The sequence below is a fragment of the Pseudomonas psychrophila HA-4 genome, from assembly GCF_000282975.1.
Lineage (GTDB): Bacteria > Pseudomonadota > Gammaproteobacteria > Pseudomonadales > Pseudomonadaceae > Aquipseudomonas > Aquipseudomonas psychrophila_A.
Genome location: NZ_ALJC01000122.1, coordinates 16,726 through 39,046, shown reverse-complemented (window position 1 = coordinate 39,046; position 22,321 = coordinate 16,726). Strand labels below are relative to the sequence as shown.

Here is a 22,321-nt window from a genome sequence, read left to right as displayed (position 1 = left end):
GGGGATGCTGTCGATTATCGGTAGCCTGTTTGCTGCGCGACAGCACAGCGTCGAGCATGCTGACGCGCTTGGCGTTTGAGCTTAAATCACGCAGCGCAAACCGACACAACCCCCCGTAGGAGCGAGCTTGCTCGCGATCTTTTAAAAGATCGCGAGCAATAGAGCGTCGACCAGCCCCTCCTGCAGGTGGTTGGGTTAACGTGCGGTTTGCGCCGTGTAGCTGTTGATCAGGTTGCGGTAGTTAGGAATGCGTTGCGACAACAGGTTAGCCAGGCCTTCCATGTCGTTGCGCCAGTCACCTTGCAGCTCACACGCCACCGAAAACCAGTTGAGCAGTTGCGCACCGGCGGCAGTCATCCGTGCCCAGGCCGCCTGCTGCACCGTTTCGTTGAAGGTGCCCGAGGCGTCCGTAACCACAAACACGTCAAAACCTTCGGCCAGTGCCGACAAGGTCGGGAACGTCACGCAAACATCTGTCACCACACCGGCAATGATCAGTTGTTTACGCCCGGTGGCCTTAATCGCCTTGACGAAGTCTTCGTTGTCCCACGCATTGATCTGGCCCGGGCGCGCAATGTACGGCGCATCCGGGAACTGCGCCTTAAGCTCGGGAACGATTGGCCCGTTCGGTCCACTTTCAAAGCTGGTGGTCAGAATGGTCGGCAGCTTGAAAAACGTGGCGATATCCGCCAGCGCCAGCACGTTGTTCTTGAACTCATTGGGCGAGAAGTCCTGTACCAGCGAAATCAGGCCCGTCTGGTGGTCGACCAGCAGCACCACCGCATCATCTTTGTTTAAGCGCTTGTAAGCGGGACCGTTGCTCATGTGTAACTCCTTAGGATCAAACGTTGTGTAATGCGCCAGCACGCAAGGCCGACGCGAAGGGACATTTAAAAAGCGAAACACGAACAGCCAAACGCGCCCCAAAAACCTTGGAAATCACTGACCGGGACTTTGGATAAACGCGCGCGTTCATGGCTGTGGGAATGCACGGCACAAGGCCCGCTGCATTGATGCGCCTGAGCCTGTAAGGGCGCACTCGGGCGCCAGTGCCCCGGCACGTTGGTCACTGGCGACCAGTCCGGCAGCACCGGCACACTGGCCGGGCCTAGGCTCGAAAAATCACCGGCGGCATACACCACCTTGCCGCCAACCACTGTTAGCACTGACTCGATCCACTTGATGGCTTCTTCGTCAACGCTGAAAAAATCGGCACTCAAGGCCGCCACATCCGCCAGTTGCCCGACCTTGATCTGGCCCTTCTTGCCTTGCTCGGACGAAAACCAGGCGCTGCCATGGGTGAACAGCTCCAGGGCAGTCAAGCGCGGCAGGCCCTCTTCATGCAAAGAAAGGCCGCCAACGGTGCGCCCGCTGACCATCCAGTACAGCGACGTCCACGGGTTGTAACTTGAGACGCGGGTGGCGTCGGTGCCCGCCCCTACCGCAATGCCTTCGGCCAACATGCGCTTGATCGGCGGCGTGGCTTCGGCTGCCTTGGCGCCATATCGCTCCACAAAATACTCGCCCTGAAACGCCATGCGGTCCTGAATTGCAATGCCCCCGCCCAGCGCCCGTACCCGCTCGATGTTCTTGGGGGTGATGGTTTCAGCATGATCAAAAAACCACGGTAAACCATTGAAGGGGATGTCTCGGTTGACGCGTTCAAACACATCCAGCATGCGCGAAATCGATTCGTCGTACGTCGCATGCAAACGGAACGGCCAACGTTGCTCCACTAAATGGCGCACCACCGGCTCCAACTCCGCCTCCATGCTTTGCGCCAGATCCGGGCGCGGCTCCAGAAAGTCTTCGAAGTCAGCCGCCGAGAACACCAACATTTCTCCGGCGCCGTTGTGCCGCAGGTAATCATCGCCCTGATGCAGGGTTACGCTGCTGGTCCAGTTTTTGAAGTCGGTCAATTCCTGTTTAGGCTTTTGGGTAAACAGGTTGTAAGCGATACGCACGGTCAGTTGCTGGTCTTTGGCCAACTGCTCGATCACCGCATAGTCGTCCGGGTAGTTCTGAAAGCCGCCGCCCGCATCAATGGCGCTGGTCAGGCCCAGCCGATTGAGTTCGCGCATAAACTGGCGGGTCGAGTTGACTTGGTACTCCAGCGGCAACGTCGGGCCTTTGGCCAGGGTCGCGTACAGAATCATTGCATTCGGGCGCGCCACCAACATGCCGGTGGGTTCGCCGTTGCGGTCGCGCACAATCTCGCCGCCCGGCGGGTTGGGTGTGTCGCGGGTGTAACCGGCCACACGTAAGGCGGCTCGGTTGAGCAAGGCACGGTCATAGAGATGCAGTACAAACACCGGGGTGTCTGGCGCCGCCTGATTCAACTCGTCCAAGGTCGGCATGCGCTTTTCGGCAAACTGGAACTCATTCCAGCCGCCCACCACCCGCACCCATTGCGGCGTCGGGGTGCGCTCGGCCTGCGCCTTGAGCATGCGCAAGGCATCCGCCAGCGAGGGCACGCCCTCCCAGCGCAGCTCGAGGTTGTAGTTCAAGCCGCCCCGGATCAGGTGCAAGTGCGAGTCATTGAGGCCCGGGATCACGCAGCGACCCTTGAGGTCGATCACGTGGGTGTTCGCCCCGCGTAAGGCCATCGCCTGCGCATCGTTACCCACCGCGACAAACCGGCCGTCACTGATAGCCACGGCGCTGGCGTGAGGGTTTTCTCGGTCAACGGTAGTGAACCGGCCGTTGAACAGAATCAAGTCGGCGTTCATTGCATCTCCTTCGACAACGTCATGAGGGCTTGCCTTGCAACCAAGGGGCGAACAACCGCGTCGCGGCGGGCATAAACACGTACACCACCGACAGCACAATGGTCAGGGTGATCAAAAACGTCGCCACCAGGTAATTCGACAAAACAGGATGGAGTTGCAACAGCGGGCGCCAAACCAGGGGCACCAGCAAGGTGTGCGGGAAAATCACCAACAGCGTTAGCAGCGCCTGTTTCCAGCGTGGCGGGGGCGAAGTGCTCTGCGGCGAAAACCAGAATTCGTTGACCGGGTTAACCTCGGTTTGATCGCCATCGGCCAGCATCGGCGTCGCTTGATCGACCAGCGCCAGCCGTTCTGGGGAGTCGAGCCAGTGCTGCATGGCCTCGGTGGAGCAAAACCGCAGCACGCAGGTGTAGCTGTCGAGCCCCGCCTGTTTGCCACGAATCACGTCCACCCCCAAATGCCCGGTGCGCTGCCCCGCTACGCTAACAATGTTACGTAGCCACGCCGCGTAGGGTTCCTCGAAGCCCGCCCGGACCCGGTGTTTGATCACGAGCGTCACCACTTCATCAAACCCCGGCCGCTCGGCAAGCACTTCAACCGGATTGGAATCAGCCATCACTTAACGCTCCTTGGTCTGCGCAGGCACCAAACAGTGCTGTTTAATGCAAAGAACTAAGTTTTAGCGCTTGAGCAGGTGCGCGACGAGTTAATCGTTGTTAATTTTCAGTCGTCACTTCCCGCACACCTACGCCAATGGAGCTGCCCCTTGATGCTTTGCCCTGAGCAGGTCGTGCATTTTGGTCCTTACCGGGTCTACCCCAGGCAACGCCTGATCGTGGACGCTGAACAGCCTTTGCGCCTGGGTCGGCGGGCGATGGATATTCTGTTGCTGCTGCTTGAACACCCAGGCTCGGTGGTCAGCAAGCAGCAACTGATTGCACGGCTCTGGCCTAACAGCGTAGTTGAGGAGATCAATCTACGTGTGCACATGGCAGCGCTGCGTAAAGCCTTAGGCGACGGGCAAAATGGCCAGCGTTTTATCGTCACTGTGGCCCAGCGCGGTTACAGTTTTGTCGGCGAGTTGACCAAAGACGGCCACGCGCCATTGATCCCCAACCCGCCTGCCAACACCCCGCGGCATAACCTGCCCTTGCGACGCACGCGCGTGATCGGGCGTCAGGCCGTGCTCGGCAACCTATTGCAGCATCTGGCACGCCAGCGCTTCATTACCCTGACCGGGCCCGGCGGCATCGGCAAAACCACAGTGGCCCTGCAAGCCGCCGAACAGTTGATCGGTCACTACCCGCATGGCATTCACCTACTCGATCTGGCCCCCATCAGCGATCCTGCTCTGATCACCCCGCTACTGGCCACGCTGCTTGGTCTGCCATTGCACGACAGCCGCTGCACGACGCAACTGACCTCCCTGCTGCATGACCGGCACCTGCTGTTGGTTATAGACAACTGCGAACACTTGATCCACGCCGTGGCTGAACTGTGTGAAAGCGTGCTGCGTGGCGCCCCGCGGGTGCATATTCTGGCCACCAGCCGTGAGGCATTGCGGGCCGAAGGTGAATACCTGCAACGTCTCGACGGCCTCGACTACCCGCCTGCGCTGCCGCGACTGGAGCGCAGCCATGCGTTGAGCTTTGCGGCCTTGCAACTGTTCATCGAACGGGCGACGGGCAACCATGAGCATTTCGAGCTGCACACCGAGCAACTGCCGTTGCTGATCGATATTTGCCGACGCCTGGACGGTATCCCGCTGGCCATCGAATTGGCGGCAGCGCACATAGGCCCGCTGGGCCTTGAGGGCGTGCTCTTGCAGTTACAAAGCAATCTCGACCTGCTCACCGATGGCGCTCAGGCACCGTTGGCCAGACACCAGACGCTGCGAGCAACGCTGGACTGGAGCCATGCCTTGCTCAGCCCCCATGAGCAGGTTTGTTTACGCCGACTGAGCCTGTTTCGTGGCGCGTTCACCCTGCACTGCGCCACAGCCGTGACCGGCGATAACACACTGGAGCCCGGCGCGGTGTGCAACGCCATCAGCCAATTAGTGGCCAAGTCGCTGCTGACGGTGCAGGTCGGTGATAACGAGGTACTGTATCGACTGCTTGAAACCACCCGCAGCTATGCCCAGGAGAAACTCGACCAGCCCGCAGAGCACCACGCCACCCGCCAGCGCTTGGCCGAGTGCTGCCTCAAATTGATGCAGCAGGCTCAACACACCTGGGAGCAAACCCCCACCGGGCTATGGATCGAACGTTACGCGCATTGCCTGGAAGACGTGCGGGCCACGCTGGACTGGGGTTTCAGCGCCCAGGGCCCACACATGCTAGCGATTACCCTGACCGCCGTATCGACCCCGCTATGGCAGGAGCTGTCGCTGCCCAGAGAGCACGGCGCTTACGTGCGTAAGGCGCTGCGCTTGCTGGAAGCGACAAAGCAGCCCAGCCCACTGCTGGCAATGGCCCTAAAACTAGCCCTCGGCAACGCCAGTTACCACGCCCGAGGCGGCATCCCGGCCACACATGACGCCTTCGCCAGCGCCAGAACCCTCGCGCAGACCTGCAACGACAGGGTCGCAGAGCTACGGGCGGTGTCTGGCCACATGGCGGCCAACCTGCTCTGCGGCAACTACCAAGAGGCGCTGGAACAAAGCCGCCAATGCGATCAGTTGGGCCTGCACAGCGCGCCGGACTTGAGCCTCAGTACTGACCGGCTGCGCGGTCTGGCGCTGCACTTTGCGGGCGAGCAAGTGCTGGCCCGCAGCAATGCCGAGCAGGTGCTGCAACGCATGGCTCACAACGGACACCGCAATCGTTTCACCTCTGGTTTTGGCGTGCAGTACGACCAAAGCGTTGCCGCGCTCACCCTACTCGCACGCATTTTATGGTTGCAGGGCCAGCCCGAGAGCGCTTGGCGCACCGCGCGTCAGGCCTTGGACATTGCGCTGCAAATCAACCACAGCACGTCTATTTGCTACACCCTAACGCTGGCTGGGTGCCCGATTGCCCATTACAACGGCGATCACCCAACCGCCCAAGAACTGTTGCATCTGTTGCTGGAGCAATCCCAATTACACGCTGTGCATTTGTTCTACACGTGGGGGCGGCATTATGCGCAGGTCATCGCACCAGACAGCGCACCCGCACCCTTGCACCCCGACGATGGGCTGATCAAACACATGGTGCTGACACTCAACGGCGGCGCTATCGACGACACCTTACTGCAACGTGCCCGTACCGGGGCTGCGGGATGGTGCGGTGCGGAAATCCTGCGCTTGCGAGCCATTGATCTGCACGCCACCGACGATCCGGACACCGCACAGGCGCTGTTGCTTGAGGCACTGGCGCTGGCCAGCCGCCAGGGCGCACTGGCCTGGCAATTACGCAGCGCCACCAGCCTGGCCAAGTTGTGGCAACAACAAGGCCAGGTGCAACAAGCCCACGCGTTGCTGGCGCCGATTTACCACCGTTACACCGAGGGTTTGGAGACCCCGGCGCTAACCGACGTCCGGCATCTGCTCGACCGGCTCCAGTGCGACAACTGACAGCCCGCGCACACGGCCCATATGACGCCGGTACCGCTGCTCAAGCGTCCACAACTCACCGCTGCACTCCAGCTTATGCAGCGCATAGGCGCGGGTGGTGTGCAGCAAGCGATAGCGCGTCACCTCGCCGCTCACCTCCAACGTCAGCAGCGAAGTGGCCAACAAGCGCGAGATAGCCCCAAGAGTGAGCTGCTCGGGCAACCCCTCGTCACTGATCACCAACAGGGCCGCATCCAAACTAAAACTCTTTTTAAACACCGCCAGACGTTGCAACACCGCCTGCTCAACCTTGCTCAGGCGCCCATAACTCCAGTCCAGCGCGGCATACAGACTTTGATGACGGGCCACCGCCGTACGCCGGCCCTGCGCCAGACGCAAAAAACCGCGCCCCAGTTGTGCCTGCAACCCCACCAGTCCCAGGCTGTCAATGTGCGCCGCAGCCAGTTCGATCGCCAGCGGGATGCCGTCCAGGCGTCGACAAATATCGTGCACGGTTTGCACGTCCTGCTCACGCACGTTAAACCCCTGTTGCCGGGCGCGAGCACAGCGCACCAGCATCTGCACAGCCGAGCAGCCCAGCACCTGATCCACGCTGTGCATGTCCCACAGCGCAGGCACTGAGAGGCCCGGCACCGGTAGCAGCGTCTCTTCGCGTGCGCCCAACGGCTCGCGAGACGTGACCAGAATCGTCAACTGCGGCGCTGCCGCCAGCAACCTGTCAACCAGCCTGCGGCAGCCATCAAGCACCGGCTCACCGCTGTCAAACACCAACAACGCCTGCCAGCCTGACAACTCATCCAGCCCCGCTTCAAGACCCAAGGTGTTGGCCACAAGCACGGGCAAGTGTGATGGATCGCTAAGCGTTGCCACGTCGACCAGCCAAACGCCGTTGGCATAATGCCCGAGCAGTGATTGAGCGGCGCCCAAGGCCAGCGTGGTTTTGCCGATCCCGGCAGGCCCGACCAAGGTGACGCAGCGCTGGCCTGATAAGTGCGCCACCACACTCGCGATCAACGCTTCGCGGCCGATCACGGGCGTCAATCGCCCCGGCAAATTGTGCAAGCGCGGTGCCAGCGGCACAGGGCGCAGCGTTGCTACAAAACGATAACCCTGGCCTGGCACATGAACGATATAGCGCTGTCCGTCCTGCCCATGCCCCAATACGCGGCGAAGTGCCGCGATATGCACCCGCAAGGTACTGGCCTCGACCACTGAAGACGGCCACACCCGGATCATCAATACCTGCGGGCTGACCACCGCACCGGCGTGCTCGATCAAGACCTGCAAAATATCCAGCGCTCGCCCGCCCAGCCGCAACGGCCGATCGTTGTGGCACAGCAAGCGCTGGCGCCCCAGCAAGATAAAAGGTCCAAACGCCACTTGGAGGTCATTCATAACAGCCCCTGCGTTCAACATCTGGGTTCGATAAAACGTTTTCAGTACGCGTTAAGTTACAGGTTCCGGCCCTTATGGCGTGTCACTTTGTACATCACAAACCAGATTCAAAGCTTGCATTGCGTTTGACCAGCGGACTGAACTCATTTCTGTACACGCCTACACTGTCAACTCACACGCGACAGTCATTCAGTTTTCATCTACTTATTGCGCTTATCAGTAACCATTAACCTTCTCCTCACTCGGACGAACCCACGTCCCATGCCAGGAGATTTCCCCATGCTGACTCTACGTAAAGCAACTGATCGCGGCCTGGCCAATCATGGTTGGCTCAAGTCGTTTCATACCTTCTCGTTTGCCAGTTACCGCAACCCGCAGGAGCAGGGTTTCTCTGACCTGCTGGTGATCAACGATGACCGAGTGGCCGCCGGTAAAGGCTTTGGCCAGCATCCGCACCGCGACATGGAAATTTTCTCTTATGTGCTTGAAGGCGCACTGGAACACAAGGACACGCTGGGCACCGGTTCGGTCATCCGCCCCGGCGACGTACAACTGATGAGTGCGGGCAGCGGCGTCGCCCACAGCGAGTACAACCACTCAGCTGACCAGCCTGTGCACTTTCTGCAAATCTGGATTGTGCCGGACATCACAGGCGCCCAACCGCGCTACCAACAAGAGCATTTCGGCCCGGAGAAAAAACGCGGCCGCCTGCAACTGATCATCTCGCCGGACGGGGCCGATGGTTCATTGCGTGTGCGCCAGGATGCGCGGGTGTATGCCGCCCTGATCGACGGCCAAGAAAGTGCCAGCGTGACCCTCGCCAATAATCGTCACGTCTATGTCCACGTGGCCCGAGGCCAGGTCGAACTTAACGGCTTGGCGTTGCAGGAAGGTGACGGCGTACGGGTGCGCGACGAACACACGCTGACCCTCAACCATGGCGTGGACGCTGAAGTGCTGGTGTTCAACCTGCGCCCGCATGAACTGCCGTATATGCCTTGATCGACACCGGCAATGTCACCCCACCCGCCACAACTGATCCAGGCGGGTGGTATAGCCCTGACTCATCAACTCGCGGCGCATGCCCCACTCGGGATGCGCCGGCACACTGGCCGCACGCAACGTGCCGCGCCCCCAGCGCCCGTTAATCTCATCAAGCACGGCCATCACCCGCGACGCTTCAGCGGGCTGATTGATCGCAAATAAATCATCGGTAAACTCGCCCGGTTGACGCAGATCCAGCAACATCACTTCAGCTTTGCTGTACCTAAAGCCCGGCTGAAACACCTGCTCCACCGCCTCAACCGCCACCTTGGTCAGAAGCCGCACATCATCAGTGGGGTACGGCAGCGTCACCACCACCCCTCTCGCGTATTTGGCTTCGTCGGGGTTAAACATCCCCGTGCGAATGCTGACCCGCACTTTCTGGCAATAAGACTTCTGCGCCCGAAGCTTTTCCGAGGCGCGCATCATATAAGTAGCAACGGCTTCTTTAATGGGCGCAATGGTCGTTAGACGCTTGCCAAACATGCGGCTGCAACAGATCTCCTGCTTGGGCGGATCGGGCTCATCCAACTCCAGGCACGACGTCCCGGCCAACTCCCGTGCGGTCTTCTCAATCACCACACTGAATTTTTTGCGCAACATCCACGGTTCGGCCTTAGCGAGGTCCATGGCGCTCAAAATGCCCATGCCTTGCAAGTGCAACGTCATGCGTCGCCCCACACCCCATACCTCAGACACCGCCGTATTGCGCAGCACCCAGTGCCGCTCATGATCACCGCACAAGTTAACCACCCCGCCGGTTTGCGCCTGCAACCGCTTGGCCGTGTGATTCGCCAACTTGGCCAAGGTTTTGGTATGCGCAATGCCCACCCCAACCGGAATACCCGTGTATTGCACAATCTGAGCACGCAGCCGGCGACCCATTTCGCCGGGGTCCGCAATACCGGTCAAATCCGCAAAACACTCATCAATGCTGTACACCTCGACCGCCGGCACCTGCGACTCAATCAGGCTCATCACCCGTTCGCTCAAATCGCCATAAAGCGCATAGTTCGACGAAAACGCGACAATCCCCAACGCCTCCAGCCGGTGCTTGATCTGAAAATACGGCTCGCCCATCTTCACGTGGGGCTTGGCGTCATAACTGCGCGCAATCACGCAACCATCGTTATTACTGAGCACCACAATCGGCACTTTAGCCAGGTCGGGACGAAACACCCGCTCGCAACTGGCATAAAAGCTATTGCAGTCAATCAACGCAAAAACAGGATCCGGCTTAATGGGCATGGCTGCGCACGCTATAGGTAATCACTCCCCAAATAGACAAATCATCGCCCTCCAGCACATGACGATCCGGGTATTGGGGGTTTTCAGAACGTAAAATGACGCGCTTCCCGCGAATACACAGACGTTTGCACATCGGGTCGTTATTGAGCAGCGCTACCACCACATGCCCGTCAACCGGCTCAATCGAACGATCAACCACCGCCAGATCCCCAGAAAAAATCCCCACCCCTTGCATACTGTCGCCATCAATCGTCACCAAAAACACATGCGGCGCACGCAGGCTCAGCACCTCATCCAACGAGATGGGCGCCTCCATATGATCCGTCGCTGGCGAGGGGAAACCCGCCGGAACCTTGAACGAACACCGCGGCAGGCGAACGCCACCTTCAGCAAGAGGACCCAAGAGAGTGAAGCCCATGACACGCGCCTTTCAGTTAGCTGTATGAATATACAGTTAACTGCGTAGGACGTTTCTGGTCAATTCATCAGTCATACATTTCGACAGGTGGAGCAAAACGCCTGAACTCACGCGTCCGCTTCATCAATGAGCACTGCCTAGAATAATTGCACTAATGTATAGCGTTACATAACCGTCATATAACGTACTTATCGCGCAGTATTGAGTGCTCGAACTCGACAATACCCGAGGTAATTAATCAACATCTACCGTTCATCGCATCAATACATGTTTGGATGCAGACATCAATATCAGAGTGCCACTATCCTTAAGTTAAAATAAATAGTTATACAACTTTAAATACATAAGTCTGCGCGTGTACACGATATAAGTGAGTGCTTTTTAAGAGAGAGCCCCACTGCTGCGCCATAAAATCTCGCCATCGCGGCTACAGACCCTGCACTATAAAGGTGCGCCGAACAGAGGGTGGCCAAAATGCCAGTATCGGGTCCGCTCAAAACGCCAGCCTCCCCAGGCGCCCTGCCCTGGAGCCCGCAGATTCTACTCTGCGAGCCGCATAAATACTTGGCCTTGGCAAAAAAATCTCTATCACACTCCTCCGAGACATGACATTACAGGCCTGGCTAATGTTATTTTTAGTCAGGCTAAAAAGATGTAAATGTTATTTATTGTCAGGTTAAAAGCATTGAAAAAAGCTATATATAGCCCCGCGCGCTACATGCAGATATAAAGGTTGATCTTACGGACGCTTCACCGTTAATATTTTCGCACCTACAACTTCACACCGGCCTTTATCTGTAATAAGAACGAAGGAACTGTTGCCTTGTGAAGGCCATGTCAACATAGCAATTGATGCACATAGGCTTTTATAGACGGGGCACAGCCATTGCCTAAAAGGGAATGGCGGTCGTGACGATTAGTTGAATGCTCTCGCCGGCTGAGCATATTTGGCACAAAGGAAGCTGCCTTGTTTAAACGAATAATGATTGTCTGCGTCGGCAACATCTGCCGCAGTCCTACCGCAGAACACTTATTGCGGGTCGCCCTCGCGCCTTCCGACATCGTCGTAAGCTCTGCGGGCCTTGGCGCACTCGAAAAACACCCCATCGAAAAAAACGCGCGCGCTGTCCTTGAGAGCAAAGGTCATGTCCTGAGCGACCACAGCGGTACCCAATTGAACTCTTCTCTGATAAATGACTCGGATCTGATCCTTGTCATGGAGAAGAAACACATTGACGGCGTACTGCAAATCGCCCCGGAAGCACGCGGCAAAGTGTTCCTGCTGGGCAAATGGCAAGGCGACCACGAAATCGACGACCCCTACCGTCAAGGCATGCCTGCCTTTATACACGCGTACGCGTTGATTGATGGCGCAGTAAATGCATGGGCCCAGCGCCTCAAGCGCTGAGTCATTTCTCGAATACCTGTGAAGAAAAGAATCGAACTATGCAGCAAGCACCCGTGACAAAGTCCCATGAACACGACGACGATAACGACGAAATCGACCTTATGGGGTTGTTGGGCACGCTGATCGATCACAAATGGTTGATCGCAGGTGTTACAGGGGTCTTCATGGCCGCGGGTGTTGCGTATGCACTGTTGGCGACGCCGGTGTATCAGGCGAATGCGCTGATTCAAGTGGAGCCGAAGAAAGGTGATCCACTAGGGTTTTCGGATATCGGTAGCATGCTTGGCAAGGAGTCACCTTCAACAACAGAAATTGAGCTGATAAAGTCGCGCAAGAACATTGGGGCAGCTGTTGATAACCTGAAGCTGGACATTCAGGTACAGCCCAACTACTTCCCGCTGGTTGGCGAGTTTATTTACCGACGCTTTAAGTCAACTCCTGAAAGCACTTTGGCGACACCTTGGCTCGGAATGAAAAGCTTCGCCTGGGGTGGCGAAAAATTAAAAATAGCCGAGCTAGTTCTCCCGCAGGCATTGCTAGGCAAACAGCTAACCCTAGTCAGTGGCAAAGGCGGAAGTTTTACCTTGCGGGATGAAGACAACAACTTGTTAGTCAAATGCCAAATTGGCCAAGTCTGCACAGATAGCAACATCAAGTTAAAAGTCGAATCGTTGGTAGCGAACCCCGGTACGACCTTTAACGTAATTCGCAGCCCGCGTTTGACCACGATATTGAATTATCAATATGCTTTAGATGTTTCGGAGCGAGGCAAAGAATCTGGCATGATCGGGCTTTCACTCGACAGCACAGAACCCGCCAAAGCAATAACCATATTGAATGAGATTGCTCACCTCTACGTGAAGCAAAACATTGATCGCACTTCGGCCGAGGCCGCGCAAAGCCTTAGCTTCCTGAAAGATCAATTGCCACAGGTGCGTAAAGATCTGGAAAAAGCCGAGAATGCATTGAATGCATTCCAGATTCGCAGCAAGTCGATTGATATAAGCCTCGAAGCAAAGGCAATTCTCGACCAAATCGTCGCACTGGATACGAGCATCTCAACGTTGAAACTGCAACAAGCAGAGATGGACCGAAAATTTACACCGCAACATCCGGCATATCGCGCGTTAATGGCCCAACTCGCAGAACTGACCAGCAAACAAAACCGTTTGGCCAAACAAGTTGAAGGCCTGCCTACGACCCAGCAAGAACTGCTGAGCCTGACGCGCGACGTGAAAGTAAGCACCGAAATTTATACTCAGTTACTCAATAAATCCCAAGAACTGGACGTGATGCGCGCCGGCACTGTAGGTAATGCCCGCCTGATCGACACGGCAGATGTGGATCTGAGCAATCCGATCAAACCGAAAAAATCCCTTATCGTGCTTATTGCCACCCTGCTAGGTGCGTTTATCGCCATTGGTTATGTACTGTTCCGTAAAGCGCTTAACCGCGGCGTCGAGAACCCGGATGATATCGAGAAACTCGGTTTACCGGTTTATGCCTCGATTCCTTTCAGCTCGCTGCAAAAAGTTGAAGACGACAAGAGCACAAAAGGCCGTGGCACCCGCGCTACTCCGCTATTGGCCAGCAGCCATCCCACAGACCTAGCTATTGAAGGCTTACGCAGCCTGCGGACCAGCCTGCACTTTGCCATGCTGGAAGCTGACAATAACCGTCTGATGATTTCCGGTCCAAGCCCCAAGGTCGGCAAGTCCTTTGTGTCCTCCAACTTGGCAGCAGTGATTGCACAATCGGGCCAGCGTGTGTTGCTGGTAGACGTGGATATGCGCAAAGGCTATATCCATAAAATGTTTGGCATCCCGGTCGAAAACGGCCTGTCCGATCTACTGGTCAAACGCTGTGATCTAGAAACAGCCATACAACACTCCGAAATCGAAAATCTCGACGTCATTGGCCGCGGTCAAATTCCGCCGAACCCGTCCGAGCTATTGATGCACAAGAACTTCACGGCGTTCCTCGACAAAGTTAGCGCTCTGTATGACTTAGTTATTCTGGACACCCCGCCCTTCTTGGCAGTGACCGATGCTGCCATTGTTGGCCGCCAATCGGGCACCAACCTGATTGTGACCCGCTTTGAGCTCAACCCGGCCCGCGAGGTTGAACTCACCATGCGCCGCTTTGCACAAAATGGTATTGACCTGAAAGGCGCTATTTTCAATGGCGTTGAAAAGCGTGCCTCGGCCAAATACGGTTATGGCGCTTATGGTTATTACAACTACGAATATAAGTCCGACAACGTTTAAACAGCACGCTCAAAGTAATTAACAAGCGCCCTTGAGAGTTCAAGGGCGCTCTCTTAGTGTAAAGATAGCTCGAAATATAACATTTGGACGTAATGTAAACGCTCTCAGGGATTGGCGAATAATCCTGGGGCGGTAGCGTGCCTAATCATTATAAACCGCACTGTTCAATACCACAGGAAGTCGATATTAAGTCCGGCAAGTCCTCATTTTTCTACTTTTCATCACCCGCTTTATGTTTAAAGGGAATCGACATGAAAGTCACAGTTTTTGGTATCGGTTACGTCGGTCTGGTCCAAGGCGCAGTGCTCGCCGAAGTTGGGCACGACGTCGTGTGCATTGATATCGATGCCAATAAGGTCGAACGCCTTAAACAAGGGCATATCCCGATCTACGAACCAGGCCTTGAAGCTCTGGTCAAAGAAAACCACGCAGCGGGCCGGTTGAACTTCACCACGGATGCCGCTGCTGGGGTCAAGCACGGCGAAGTACAGTTTATCGCCGTGGGCACACCGCCTGACGAGGATGGATCAGCCGACCTTAAATACGTGCTGGCGGTAGCAGAGACGATTGCCCAGCACATGGAGCACCCACAAATCATCATCGACAAGTCTACGGTCCCAGTCGGAACCGCTGACAAGGTTAGTACGCGAATTGCACAAGTTTTAGCACAACGTCAGCGCAGTGATCTAACCTTCGACGTGGTGTCCAACCCAGAGTTTTTAAAAGAAGGCTCTGCCGTTGCCGACTGCATGCGCCCTGACCGAATAGTGATAGGCACCAGTTGTACGGCGACTGAAGAAGTTATGCGCGAGTTGTACGCGCCCTTCAATCGCAATCACGAAAAAATCATCGTGATGGATGTGCGCAGCGCTGAACTGACCAAGTACGCAGCTAACTGCATGCTGGCGACCAAAATCAGTTTTATGAACGAAATGGCCAACTTGGCCGAAATGCTTGGCGCCGATATCGAGATGGTTCGTCAGGGCATCGGTTCAGACCCACGCATCGGCTATCAGTTCCTGTATGCCGGCGTTGGTTATGGCGGTTCGTGCTTCCCCAAAGATGTGCAGGCCCTGATCAAAACCGCCGGCAGCATTGACTACGACGCCAAAGTGCTCAAGGCTGTTGAAAGTCGTAATGACGAGCAGAAGTCTGTACTGTTCAAAAAAATATCGAAGCACTTCGACGGAGATCTGAACGGCAAAACTTTCGCATTGTGGGGCCTAAGCTTTAAACCAAATACTGACGATATGCGTGAAGCTCCAAGTCGGGTGTTGATGGAAGCACTATGGAAAGCTGGCGCGAAAGTTCAAGCCTTTGACCCTGAAGCGATGGAAGAAACTCAGCGCATCTATAGTAGCCGAGATGATCTGAGTCTGTGTGGTACGAAAGAAGCTGCACTGAAAGGTGCTGACGCATTAGTGATAGTCACTGAGTGGCAGACATTCAAAGCGCCTGATTTTGAATTAATAAAACAGCAGCTTAAAACCCCGTTAATATTTGATGGTCGTAACTTATTTGACCCCCTGCGTATAAATAAAAAAGGTATCAGCTACTACTCAATTGGCAGAAACTAATGCCTTCTGTCACCCAGAAAATAAAATGTATGATAAAAAGGCCTGAGAGTGCTCTTTGGGTTGCGACGCAACAAATCCTCGTTAGAGGACTAATGGCTCTGAAATTTTTAATTGCAGCACGCTTACTAGGACCGGAACAGATAGGGTTGGTGGGAATTGCTCTATTATCACTGGCTATTGTTGAAGCAATGACAGACACCGGCATATCACAAGCAGTCATACAACATAAGAACAAAATAGGCCGCGATGAGGCTGGGGCTGCTTGGACATTGCAACTATTTCGAGGGGTGGCATTAAGCATTTTGTTAGTGGTATTAGCGGCCCCAATTTCGTTATTTTTCGACTCGGCAGATTCTGCAGGGTTGATCATAGTCTCGGCGGTCATTCCAATACTGAAAAATGCAGTAAATCCTGGTTTGTTTATCACGCAGCGCGAGCGTAACTTTAAAAAAATCTCTATCTATGAATCATCCGCTTCATTAGTAGATTTTATTGTTTCTCTTGCCCTTATAAAACTTGGCTTTGGCGTTATTTCTATACTTATTGGCTCTATTATGGCCGAAGCCTTAAAGCTGATATTTACTTGGTCATGGCTAAAAATAAAAATAAACCCTACTCTTAAATGGAAGAAGATAACGAATCTTACTAGCTACGGAAAGTGGATATGGGGCTCAAGCTTAATAACTTTAATTCTCAACCAGTTTGATAAAGTATTAGTAGCCAAATTCTTAGGGACGAATGAGTTTGGTCTCTACCAAGTGGCATCACGAGTTGCTCAACTCCTAATATCAGACGGAGTAACTGCGTTAGGACAGTTTCTGTTCCCTACTTTTTCTGACAAATTCAGAAATTCGCATAAAGATGCAAAGGTATATTTCCAGAAAGTAATTGTCATTGTAGGTGTAACAATAGCCATTTTAGCAGTCGCTATATCATTATTCTCAGACACGATTTTAAGTTTAGCATTAGGCGCTAAATGGTTACCTGCGGCTCCAATACTTCAAATTTTGTCAATTGGGATGTTTTTCGGAGCCTGTATTGCAGTACTTGTATCGTTTTCTAGAGCTGTCGGAAAACCACAATTTGTAACACAAGCCGTTTTAGTACAACTACTAACACTCAGTATTACCGCCCCAATGTTGATCACAACCCTAGAAAGCGTGGGCATGGCGCTAGCTAGCTGTATAGCTATGCTAACCACTGCCATATTTTTAACTGTGAAAATTTTAAAGATGAAAAACTGATGCGAATACAACATTTAATTCATACACCACGCTACTCGGGGGCAGAAATATTGGTAGCCTCGCTGACACTGGCCCACCGAAAGTTAGGGCACGAATCGAATGTTGTATCTTTTGCACCTTCGGAAGCAGATTTCGAGAACGTTATTCTAGAGCAAGAAAAATCGGGGACAGGGTGGGTAACTCCTAATAAACTACTGAAAGGTATTGAGCGAATTGTTTATTATCGGCAAGCACAAAATCAATTCAAGCCAGATATAACATTTGCCCACTCTGTAATCCCAGCTGCATATGCCCGACTGGGCCTATTAAAGAATGTTATCCCTGTACTGCATGCCGAAAACAACTACTCGGGAGGGGGTATTTCAGCAGCAGAGCACCTGTTACAGCATCTATCTAAAGGCGTTATCCATATATCGTCACTAGCAGGTACGTTATATACCGAAAAATATCGCAAACCGCTGACGCAGTGCATTCCTAACGGAATAGATATAGAGCTGATAAGAAAGTCAAGCAAAACACGTGATATAACCAGAAAGCATTTCGGCTTTTCTGAATCAACGACTGTATTAATTCAAGCAGGAAGGGTCTGCCGTATCAAAGGACAACTTCTTAGCCTTAAAGCGACAGCCCCATTATTAAAATCTAATCTAGATATTCAAATTTTATTTGCAGGTTTATTTGAAGATCTCGAATATCAAAAGGAACTTCAAAGTTTTATCAAAGCTGAGAATATAGAGCATAGAGTACATTTTCTAGGCCCCCGAAATGATATACCTAGCTTACTTTACGCCTCAGATGTTTTTCTAATGCCATCCAAGCGTGAAGCACAAGGAATCGCATTAGTTGAAGCTCTTGCTACGGGGTTACCAATCGTCGCTTCTGACATTACCGGCTTTCAATTTTCTCGCGACTTTGAAGGCGTAAAACTGGTAAATACAGAATCCTTATTAGATTACACGAACGCTGTAAATAGCTTGATTTCACCTCGTCAACGACACAGCAGAAACCTAAGCGGATACGATATTCAAGATACCGCAGTCGCATACATAGAATTCGCCAAAAAATGCATATACTAATTATAGAACCCGCATCATCTGGACATCATTTTATTTATCTTGAGAAAATAGTAACACATCATTTAAAACTCGGACATCAGGTGACATTGTGCACCCCTCAATGCTTGCATGAACATATTTTAATAAAAAAAATGCTTTCCGCAACTCTGAGTTCTCTGAACGTTATTGATTTGTCTGACAAGGACTACCAACAAAAACTTAAAGTAAAACGGTCTGATATCGTTCGAGAATTCTATATTCGAAACGTCTTCAAAAAAACTTATCAGAACGCAAATAATCGAAAGCCTGTAGATTACGTATTCCTTCCTTACGTAGACTATTGCCTCTATGCAATAGGTTTACTTGGTTCTCCATTTGGAAAGACACAATGGAGTGGAATATGCATGCGACCCTCATTCCATCATCAAAACTATGGAGTTATAACTCCCCGCCCAAAGCTATCAAAGCTTAAGCAACAATTATTTTTAAAACTTCTATCAATTAAAACACTTGATAAATTGTTTACCATTGATGAAATACTAGTTCGTTTTATTAATGATAAACATCCTTTGCTTAATAAAAGCATTGAATACACTCCTGATCCAGCTGAACTTATAGGAGCACACACCTATCAGTCAGCACGTATAAAACTTTGCATTCCAGAAAAGGCTGTGGTTATTCTGGTTTATGGCGCTATAGATGAACGAAAAGGCATACGAGCGCTTATCAAAGCACTCAACAGCAGCAGCGTTGCAGATGATGTACATTTATTACTTGTGGGTAGACAGTCAGAAGCAGTCAAGGCTTTTTTAAGTACAGAGTCATCTAAACTTTTAATACAGAAACGCTATCATGAATTAAATGATTTTGTGACCGATGAAGATCAGCAAATGGTTTTTGCTGCTTCTGATATTGTTTGGCTCGGCTATCGAAATCATTTCACTATGAGTGGTGTTTTGGTTCTAGCAGCAGTTTCTGAGAAACCTATCATTGGCTGCTCGCAAGGACTAATAGGATGGTATACACAAGAGAAAAAACTAGGCATATGCATTGACATAGAAAATCATACCAGCGTGTGCAATTCGATTAACGATCTCCGCAACGAGATAAAATCAGAAAAAATAAAAATCTCAAAAAAACCTTTTGAAAAACACAATTGGGAAGATTTTCTTAATTCAATTAAACCAAATGAGGCTTCCTAACAGTGCGGAGTTTATCCCTTAAAAATAAGCTTCCTAGGTTAGAACCCCAAGGCTCATCATTTTTTAATCTGGATATGCTGCATATTATTATGCTTTTTACTTCAAGGGACTAGGGCTAGGAGGGCTTTATCAAATTACACCTTATTAAACTGCGCCTATTAACCTTACTTCTAACGCATTTATTATCTCCACAGCGACAGAAAATGCCCATCAAGAAAATTACAACAATCATTTTTTCGTATAATCCTTTACCCAACTACAACATCATTTACTGCAACATTTAAAAACGTACCAACAAGAAACTATAGCATTGTTGTACCCCCCTACACCCTTATGCTTCTGGCATAGCGACTTATTATGTAACTTTGCAGACGATATGGACCTATATTGACGGCCCAGACAGTTTTGCCTGCATTAATTACTGCAACCGTTCTTTCTACAGTCTGGACTTTTTTTACGGATTCAGTCAACCCGAATCAGATCTTGGAAGTGTACGATATCGAATAGTTTCTGTTTTGTTACCATTCGCTCTTGCTTATCTAATGTCCGCAGCCGCTTCTCGATCGCTGAACACACCCAACAAATTTTTTGCCGCTGCTGTGCTTGGCATTCTTTTAATAAGTCAAACGCGCTCATATATTCTTGTGGTTTTACTTTCGCTACTGCTTGGAACATATAGGCACTCAAAAAATTTAACATCTTGGTTTAAACAACTAAAAAAATTACAATAATTTCATTGATCACAATAGTTTTTTCACTCTTATTTATACAACTAGTCGAAATATCACTACCTTCTAAAGGAGGTCCTGGCCTCTTCGAAATGTGGACAAATCGACTATTCGGAAGTAGCGATCAGTATGGTTTTGACTTAACAACAGTTAGCAGACTTGCGGAATACAATAACCAGATGGAGAAATTATTCTCTTCCCCATTTAATATGCTGGTTGGAAACGGTCTTGGCAGCCCTTACACATACTCAGGCATGTATGCTGACCTAGTTGCAAGCATCTTAGGGAACGATGCAATACCTGATGGTTATTGGAATAATGGACACTCCATTTGGGATTATACGCTATATTCTGGAGGCTTACTCTTCGGGCTTGCCTTTATAGTCCTTCTCACATACTGGGCATATCTATCTATATCATGTTAAAAAATGCGTACAAAATTAAAAACCTATCTGAGCGCCATATGCTAGTAACTTTTGCCTCAGGGTTTTTATGCATTCTATCAACTGGTTTTACCGGGTCTTCTTTAGGCTCTCGACCTGCAGCATTTCTGATGGGTGTTTTAATTGCTTTAGTTATAGGGTTCAAATACTCCATTTTTCGTTCTAAAAAAAAGTCACTACCCTTTACCTTCCAAAAACTAAAAGCGTACAAATTAAATGGCTAGCAAAACTCAACACCCGACTAAAAACTGCAGCGTAGCTATTTTTTACCATTTCTTCCCTCACTACCGGAAAGGAGTTATTGATGAAATATCTAACAAGGTAAACGCAGTTTTTATAGGTGACCCTGCAGGGGTTGAGGGTATAAAGCCACATAGATTTGGAAAAGAAGACACATTCAAGCCCGCCAAATGCTGGTACATAGGCAACTTTATGTTCCAGCCAAAAACAATTAAAGAAGCATTTGGTGAATACTCTACATATATTTTCCTAGCGAACCCCAACCATATTTCTACCTGGATTGCAGCTGCTATCTGCAATGCTAGGGGACGCCGAGTCATTTTTTGGGGACACGGCTTCAAATCCTCTATAAAATCTAGAAAAAACTCACTGAGAAAAATTTTTTTTCAATTAGCTCACAGCTTTTACACATATGGTTGGAGAGCAAAACAAAACGCAATTGAACTTGGTTTTTCAGCAAAAAATATATATGTTGGTTTCAATTCGTTAGATTATAAAACTCAGATATCCGTGAGAAACAAAATACTTGAAACAGAAAGCAATGCCGTCATATCCAAATCTGATGACGAGTTGCTAATAACTTGTATTTCAAGGCTCACTCATGAGTGTCGTTATGACTTGCTATTAGATGCCGTGTCAATAGTTCATAAAACGTCGCCTATTCGATGTCGAATTATATTAATAGGGGACGGACCGGAAAGGGCATCTCTTGAGAAAAAAGCAAACACATTAGCAATTAACGCCGAATTTATCGGAGCAGTTTACGAAGAAAACGCAATAGCTGCGCGGATATTCAGTGCTGACGTAACTATTTCCCCCGGGAAGATAGGACTTACAGCGATGCATAGCTTAATGTACGGAACACCAGTCATTAGCAACAATGATTTTGTAAGTCAAATGCCTGAAGTAGAAGCAGTTGTACCCGGCTTTACAGGTGATTTTTTTGAAACTAACGACGCTTCAAGTTTAGCCATGGTAATTATGGACTTTCGCTCTAGGTTTCCCGATCGTCGCAAGACTCGTAAATACTGTTTTGACATGATTGATGGCATCTACAATCCCGAAAAACAAATAGAAATATTACTAATGGCTATCAACGGTATAGATGCTCCTAAAGGGGATGACGCATTTACTTTATTTGAAGATCAGAGCATTCAATGAACATTCGCAACTTAATTCGTACATTACGCAGAAATTACTGGCGACTGAGGTTGCGCCTGCGATTTGTAGACTCAACTTTTCTGGCTGGTGGTAAATCGGTCATTTCATCAGACTTGAATGCTGGCCCGTATAGTTATATTGGTCCAGGATGCGAAATTGGAGCAGGCGTTTCAATCGGGGCATATACAATGCTAGGTCCTTCCGTAAAAATAATTGGAAATGATCATATTTTCAATGTTCCTGGAAGTCCGATAATTTTCAGCGGACGGCCCGAATTCAAACCAACTATTATAGGCAATGATGTCTGGATTGGAGCGGGAGTGATTATAATCTCCGGCTGCACCATTGGCGATGGAGCAATAGTGGCCGCTGGCTCCGTCGTTACAAAAGATATTCTACCTCTAACCATTGCTGCAGGAGTACCGGCACGATTTATAAAGTCAAGATTTTTGACAAAGACAGACGAAGAAAAGCATCTTGTTTTCTTAAAATCAAAAGTACGATCCGGACAGTACGGTGAAAAACTAAAAAAAACATCTATTAAATAGTGGCCAAAATGATAATCCAAGGAAATGATTCTTATACAGCTGCGTCTTTTTCTCTAAG

The 22,321-nt window shown here is 51.2% G+C and carries 15 protein-coding genes and 2 pseudogenes; 11 read left to right on the top strand and 6 right to left on the bottom strand.

The annotated features are described in order from the left end of the window. Window positions 1–195: 195 nt before the first annotated feature. The 3 genes from ycaC to B347_RS0121290 form a co-directional block, all read right to left on the bottom strand. Window positions 196–825, bottom strand: a complete 630-nt coding sequence (ycaC, locus tag B347_RS0121300) for an isochorismate family cysteine hydrolase YcaC (RefSeq protein WP_019411726.1) — start codon at window positions 823–825, stop codon at window positions 196–198. A gap of 65 nt (window positions 826–890) precedes the next feature. Further along, a complete protein-coding gene (locus tag B347_RS0121295; protein ID WP_019411725.1) occupies window positions 891–2,729 on the bottom strand; it encodes an amidohydrolase in 1,839 nt (612 codons plus the stop codon). 19 nt (window positions 2,730–2,748) lie between these two features. Beyond that, entirely contained in the window at window positions 2,749–3,345 is a 597-nt protein-coding gene (locus B347_RS0121290; RefSeq protein ID WP_019411724.1) for an antibiotic biosynthesis monooxygenase, read from the bottom strand. 150 nt (window positions 3,346–3,495) lie between these two features. Here B347_RS0121290 and B347_RS0121285 point away from each other — a divergent pair, with 150 nt between their 5' ends. After that, a complete protein-coding gene (locus tag B347_RS0121285; RefSeq protein ID WP_026014335.1) occupies window positions 3,496–6,285 on the top strand; it encodes an ATP-binding protein in 2,790 nt (929 codons plus the stop codon). On the opposite strand, the gene B347_RS0121280 is transcribed toward B347_RS0121285, so the two are convergent. Beyond that, window positions 6,238–7,701: a winged helix-turn-helix domain-containing protein gene (locus tag B347_RS0121280; protein ID WP_026014334.1), complete on the bottom strand. Its 1,464-nt coding sequence runs from the start codon at window positions 7,699–7,701 to the stop codon at window positions 6,238–6,240. The two genes, B347_RS0121285 and B347_RS0121280, sit on opposite strands and share 48 nt — an antisense overlap. A 258-nt stretch (window positions 7,702–7,959) precedes the next feature. Between B347_RS0121280 and B347_RS0121275 the strand changes: the two genes are divergently transcribed. Further along, entirely contained in the window at window positions 7,960–8,682 is a 723-nt protein-coding gene (locus tag B347_RS0121275) for a pirin family protein (protein WP_019411721.1), read from the top strand. A gap of 15 nt (window positions 8,683–8,697) precedes the next feature. Here the strand turns inward: B347_RS0121275 and umuC are convergent, their stop codons facing one another. Beyond that, window positions 8,698–9,972 carry a translesion error-prone DNA polymerase V subunit UmuC gene (gene umuC, locus B347_RS0121270; RefSeq protein WP_019411720.1) on the bottom strand — a complete coding sequence of 425 codons (1,275 nt, stop codon included), beginning with the start codon at window positions 9,970–9,972 and terminating at the stop codon, window positions 8,698–8,700. Next, window positions 9,962–10,390, bottom strand: coding sequence for a LexA family protein (locus tag B347_RS0121265; RefSeq protein ID WP_019411719.1), 429 nt, complete (start codon window positions 10,388–10,390; stop codon window positions 9,962–9,964). The genes umuC and B347_RS0121265 overlap by 11 nt, the downstream gene beginning before the upstream one ends. A 967-nt stretch (window positions 10,391–11,357) precedes the next feature. On the opposite strand from B347_RS0121265, the gene B347_RS0121260 reads away from it, so the two are divergent. The 9 genes and pseudogenes from B347_RS0121260 to B347_RS27255 all read left to right on the top strand — a co-directional run. Further along, window positions 11,358–11,798: a low molecular weight protein-tyrosine-phosphatase gene (locus tag B347_RS0121260; protein WP_026014333.1), complete on the top strand. Its 441-nt coding sequence runs from the start codon at window positions 11,358–11,360 to the stop codon at window positions 11,796–11,798. A 38-nt stretch (window positions 11,799–11,836) separates the two neighbouring features. Beyond that, window positions 11,837–14,065: a polysaccharide biosynthesis tyrosine autokinase gene (locus B347_RS0121255; RefSeq protein ID WP_019411717.1), complete on the top strand. Its 2,229-nt coding sequence runs from the start codon at window positions 11,837–11,839 to the stop codon at window positions 14,063–14,065. Between the two features lie 251 nt (window positions 14,066–14,316). Then, window positions 14,317–15,642: a UDP-glucose dehydrogenase family protein gene (locus tag B347_RS0121250; RefSeq protein WP_019411716.1), complete on the top strand. Its 1,326-nt coding sequence runs from the start codon at window positions 14,317–14,319 to the stop codon at window positions 15,640–15,642. Then, a complete protein-coding gene (locus B347_RS25270; RefSeq protein WP_019411715.1) occupies window positions 15,642–16,886 on the top strand; it encodes an oligosaccharide flippase family protein in 1,245 nt (414 codons plus the stop codon). Before B347_RS0121250 ends, B347_RS25270 begins: the two co-directional genes overlap by 1 nt. Next, window positions 16,886–17,962: a glycosyltransferase family 4 protein gene (locus B347_RS0121240; protein WP_019411714.1), complete on the top strand. Its 1,077-nt coding sequence runs from the start codon at window positions 16,886–16,888 to the stop codon at window positions 17,960–17,962. The genes B347_RS25270 and B347_RS0121240 overlap by 1 nt, the downstream gene beginning before the upstream one ends. After that, window positions 17,950–19,143 (top strand): glycosyltransferase, encoded by a 1,194-nt coding sequence (locus B347_RS0121235; protein WP_157786897.1) that lies wholly within the window; start codon window positions 17,950–17,952, stop codon window positions 19,141–19,143. Before B347_RS0121240 ends, B347_RS0121235 begins: the two co-directional genes overlap by 13 nt. Before the next feature lie 1,387 nt (window positions 19,144–20,530). Next, window positions 20,531–21,715 (top strand): glycosyltransferase, encoded by a 1,185-nt coding sequence (locus B347_RS0121225; RefSeq protein ID WP_019411711.1) that lies wholly within the window; start codon window positions 20,531–20,533, stop codon window positions 21,713–21,715. Next, window positions 21,712–21,900: pseudogene (locus B347_RS27260) on the top strand (hypothetical protein); the annotation flags it as partial. The gene B347_RS0121225 and the pseudogene B347_RS27260, both read left to right, overlap by 4 nt. Before the next feature lie 99 nt (window positions 21,901–21,999). After that, window positions 22,000–22,164 (top strand): annotated as a pseudogene (locus B347_RS27255) (DapH/DapD/GlmU-related protein); the annotation flags it as partial. Window positions 22,165–22,321: the final 157 nt, after the last annotated feature.

Bases quoted from the DNA above. Each gene is read 5' to 3' on its own strand.
- ycaC (WP_019411726.1), bottom strand. From the start codon at position 825: ATGAGCAACGGTCCCGCTTACAAGCGCTTAAACAAAGATGATGCGGTG.
- B347_RS0121295 (WP_019411725.1), bottom strand. From the start codon at position 2,729: ATGAACGCCGACTTGATTCTGTTCAACGGCCGGTTCACTACCGTTGAC.
- B347_RS0121290 (WP_019411724.1), bottom strand. From the start codon at position 3,345: ATGGCTGATTCCAATCCGGTTGAAGTGCTTGCCGAGCGGCCGGGGTTT.
- B347_RS0121280 (WP_026014334.1), bottom strand. From the start codon at position 7,701: ATGTTGAACGCAGGGGCTGTTATGAATGACCTCCAAGTGGCGTTTGGA.
- B347_RS0121275 (WP_019411721.1), top strand. From the start codon at position 7,960: ATGCTGACTCTACGTAAAGCAACTGATCGCGGCCTGGCCAATCATGGT.
- umuC (WP_019411720.1), bottom strand. From the start codon at position 9,972: ATGCCCATTAAGCCGGATCCTGTTTTTGCGTTGATTGACTGCAATAGC.
- B347_RS0121265 (WP_019411719.1), bottom strand. From the start codon at position 10,390: ATGGGCTTCACTCTCTTGGGTCCTCTTGCTGAAGGTGGCGTTCGCCTG.
- B347_RS0121255 (WP_019411717.1), top strand. From the start codon at position 11,837: ATGCAGCAAGCACCCGTGACAAAGTCCCATGAACACGACGACGATAAC.
- B347_RS0121250 (WP_019411716.1), top strand. From the start codon at position 14,317: ATGAAAGTCACAGTTTTTGGTATCGGTTACGTCGGTCTGGTCCAAGGC.
- B347_RS25270 (WP_019411715.1), top strand. From the start codon at position 15,642: ATGCCTTCTGTCACCCAGAAAATAAAATGTATGATAAAAAGGCCTGAG.
- B347_RS0121240 (WP_019411714.1), top strand. From the start codon at position 16,886: ATGCGAATACAACATTTAATTCATACACCACGCTACTCGGGGGCAGAA.
- B347_RS0121235 (WP_157786897.1), top strand. From the start codon at position 17,950: ATGCATATACTAATTATAGAACCCGCATCATCTGGACATCATTTTATT.
- B347_RS0121225 (WP_019411711.1), top strand. From the start codon at position 20,531: ATGGCTAGCAAAACTCAACACCCGACTAAAAACTGCAGCGTAGCTATT.